Source organism: Parendozoicomonas sp. 209JJ7-1 (genome assembly GCF_058147085.1).
The window spans coordinates 1-3,353 of record NZ_JBYVJU010000041.1 but is presented as its reverse complement, the minus strand read 5'-3'; the positions used below and the strand labels follow the sequence as shown (position 1 = coordinate 3,353).

Sequence of the window (3,353 nt, the reverse complement as noted above, 5' to 3'; positions counted from 1 at the left end):
AGGCGTTATGTTTTTGGAGTTCAACATCTTAAAGGAGTAAGAATGATTCAGCAGTTCAAAATAATAAACGACCTTAGTTCTGTCATTAAAGAGTACGAAGGAATTCTATGCCGACCTACTCAAATGCTCAGCCATCCAACATTATATAGAAAGAGAGATGTTGGTAAGCATGAGAAAATAATAAAAGGTGTGAGGATAAAAGACTGGTTATTTTCTGAAGATAAACAGTGGGTATTACCTCATGATCAGATGGGGCTATCTTTTTCATCCACCTATAAGAATCTGAAGCAAGTTCATAAGTTAAAATCTAAACACAATCCTGGAAAAAGGTTCGACATATATTGGATTCTTGAAAAGGCCGACATTCCAAAAGGAATGGAGTTCAAAGAAGATAATAACAAAAAAGGGCACTATTTTTTGACCGTCACTGAGCAAATTCATGTTGATAAACTAGTTTCAAATTTGAAAATTATTGCTCAAAGAATGTCCGTAATTAGAGATGCGAGTTGAAAATATGATTTCATATAGATTTGAAGAAGAGAAAGAGTATGCCGAGCATTATGCTCGTAAGCTGAATGACGCAGATACATTAAAAATACTTGAACGCGGCTCTGTTTCAAACTCACAGGAAGCGACTCATTTGAGTGTATTTTTCTGGAACATGGTGGATGCCTCGATTAAAGATGAAAAAGACTCAACTCAGCTTCCATGGAAAGAAGGGGCTGAGTTTTGGAATGAAAAATTAATGAATTCCCTATCTGGCTATTTAGAAAACTCTGGCTACGAGAAAGAGTGGGAAGAAATAGTGGATAAACAATAATCAAACATAACAAGAAAATCCAGGTGACGCCTACGGCGCACCTGATTTAGGCGTTATGTGGCAAAAGCCAGCACTGAGTAAACTTTGAGAATTAAAAACTTAGATGGATTTATGAAAAACGAAATCAAACTAATAGGGACATTCATAATCCTATTTTCTATTGGGGTTATCCTGCTATATCTGGATAAATTTACCGCTAATAATTTTTTAGTGTACATATCATTATCTTTTATTTTTCCATTTGCTACGTACATCGCACCAAATATAAAATCATTGAAACTCATGGGAAACAGCATTGAGACATGGGAAAAGACAAAAAATGAAGCAAAAGAAACGCTCAGGGAAATAGAGAAAACGAATAAGTTAATTATCAAAAACCAAATTCATGACTTTATCCCTCGAGGAAGCATTTATGATGTTGAAGGGAGCAAAAGCGGAAAAGTCAATCTATTTTATTCTATCTCTAATTCAATCAAAGATTACAAACTAGAAAATGAATTTCGTGAAGAATTATTAGCATGTTGCAAAGTTGCTCTTCATTCGCAGTTTTCGCTAATCGCACAATATACTCAGCAAGGTAAAGACTTGCTGAATGTCAAACCTACAGATTTTCTGCCACCTCCTAAAATTGAAAAGGAATCAAACTACAACGTAGCCTTTAGCGAAGAAAAACTGAATGGAATACCAATATCACCTGAAGTATTAGAAAAATTCAAAAAAACCCTTCCACATGCAGTTACAGAATACAACAGACTGTACGAAAATTATCAGTCATTAATATAAAAGTACATTGTCGAATTGCCACATAACAAGTAAATCCAGGTGACGCCTACGGCGCACCTGATTTAGGCGTTATGCGTCTAAAGTTCAGAGTCCTAGCAAAAGGTTAAGAAATACTTTTATATGGAAATAGAAAAATCAGAAGACGGTGAATATTCAATATCTACTTCGGAATTAAGTGAATACGAGGAAATCTTTGCAAAGAATAACCTCGTCCCAACTGGTCATGTTTGGGAAAACCTCATTATTGAATATTGTGATAATGATGGAGTTGATCTGAGAGAAGTAGACTTTAATTCTGAAAGTGATATGTTTGCTGCTTATTCATACAATAAGAAAAGCCTATCTCTTATCGTTGATGCTTTTAGGAAATTGAACGAGTCACCAACGGAATTAGAAGAACTTATAGAAAATTATGATGAAGAATCTGAAACTCTAACAAGTGAAAATTTCATTGAACATCTCAGACTGAATAACATCGACCTTACAAAGCCAACCTTTGTATTTTTCTCTTTACTTTTTTCTTCAGAGGAAAGTGCCAGATTAGCTGTTGAAAATGCTGATGCAAAAGGTTTTACTTGTTACGTTGGTATTGACTACGATGATAATCCAGTTGAAATTCGCGTAAAGTCCGTACCATCGAAAGAAAATATTGATCGTTTATTCTCCTTTATGAACGGTATTGCTGAAAAACATAATGGAGTATTTCACTATTGTCATGTAGATAGTGAACATTTTCTAGATGGTATAGAGCATTGGATTTTGTTTAATAAAGCCAAACCAACCGACGCATAACAAAAAAATCCAGGTGACGCCTACGGCGCACCTGATTTTGGCGTTAGCTGCAAAATGTCCAGTTCAAACCAAGTCATATCAGGAAGTTATGAAGAACGTATATTTTGGAATCAAATATCATTCAGATAACAAAAATAGAAATATTATTGAGGATTTTGAGCAAAGTTTCGTAAAGCATGGAATGAAGTCATACTGTGTCGTCAGAGATATGGAGTTCTGGGGAAAACAGGAGTTTTCAGCTCAAGAGATAATGCAAGAAACATTCAATAAGATTGATTTATCAGATCTTGTAGTTATCGATGTTTCTGAAAAAGGCGTGGGTTTGGGCATAGAAGCTGGATATGCTAAAGCAAAAGGCATAAAGCTGATTATTACAGCCAAGAATGATGTAGAGATCAGCACAACAATTATTGGTACCGCTGACCAAATCATAAGATATGAATCAGTTTCCGAAATAAGTTTTGGTAATTGATTATCACAATATTTTTCAGCTAACAAGAAAATCCAGGTGACGCCTACGGCGCACCTGATTTTGGCGTTAGGCGCTATCATTCAACCGGGACATCCAGTGAACTTTTATCATCCGAAAAATTATGTTTACACCCTTTGAGCAGTTTATTACTGAAGATTGTAGTGAAATGATCATCAACCACCTTATTAATACTATCAATGATCTTCGCTCTAACAGAGATAGAATATATGAAGAGATTATTTTAGGTAGATTTAATGTCTACTTTTACATGAATGATAATGAAGTGTCTATTGAAGACTCACTGGAAGTAACTGAAATAAACGACATAAGAATATCTGTAGAAGACTTTTATAGAAAAATTTTGGATATTAAAAAAGTGAAGTCCTCATAAAAGCTCAAGTTATTATGAATATCCATAGTCATGTGAATATAAGCATTGAAATATAATCTAGCCCGTATTCAGAATATCAAATCGCCTAACAAGTG

General features: G+C 34.6%; 5 protein-coding genes. All 5 read left to right on the top strand.

Going from position 1 to position 3,353, the window contains the following annotated elements:
- Nucleotides 1-510: hypothetical protein (locus tag ACY2RQ_RS19010; RefSeq protein ID WP_490114587.1), on the top strand; the 510-nt coding region annotated here is incomplete at its 5' end.
- Entirely contained in the window at nucleotides 500-820 is a 321-nt protein-coding gene (locus tag ACY2RQ_RS19005) for a hypothetical protein (RefSeq protein ID WP_490114586.1), read from the top strand. The genes ACY2RQ_RS19010 and ACY2RQ_RS19005, both read left to right, overlap by 11 nt.
- Before the next feature lie 111 nt (nucleotides 821-931).
- Entirely contained in the window at nucleotides 932-1,603 is a 672-nt protein-coding gene (locus ACY2RQ_RS19000) for a hypothetical protein (protein ID WP_490114585.1), read from the top strand.
- A 120-nt stretch (nucleotides 1,604-1,723) separates the two neighbouring features.
- Nucleotides 1,724-2,395: a ribonuclease E inhibitor RraB gene (locus tag ACY2RQ_RS18995; RefSeq protein WP_490114584.1), complete on the top strand. Its 672-nt coding sequence runs from the start codon at nucleotides 1,724-1,726 to the stop codon at nucleotides 2,393-2,395.
- A gap of 88 nt (nucleotides 2,396-2,483) precedes the next feature.
- The gene (locus ACY2RQ_RS18990) at nucleotides 2,484-2,867 is read left to right on the top strand and encodes a hypothetical protein (RefSeq protein ID WP_490114583.1); all 384 of its coding nucleotides are present in this window, start codon (nucleotides 2,484-2,486) and stop codon (nucleotides 2,865-2,867) included.
- Nucleotides 2,868-3,353 lie beyond the last annotated feature (486 nt).

Coding starts and splice junctions, on each gene's coding strand:
- ACY2RQ_RS19005 (WP_490114586.1), top strand. CDS start 500: ATGCGAGTTGAAAATATGATTTCATATAGATTTGAAGAAGAGAAAGAG.
- ACY2RQ_RS19000 (WP_490114585.1), top strand. CDS start 932: ATGAAAAACGAAATCAAACTAATAGGGACATTCATAATCCTATTTTCT.
- ACY2RQ_RS18995 (WP_490114584.1), top strand. CDS start 1,724: ATGGAAATAGAAAAATCAGAAGACGGTGAATATTCAATATCTACTTCG.
- ACY2RQ_RS18990 (WP_490114583.1), top strand. CDS start 2,484: ATGAAGAACGTATATTTTGGAATCAAATATCATTCAGATAACAAAAAT.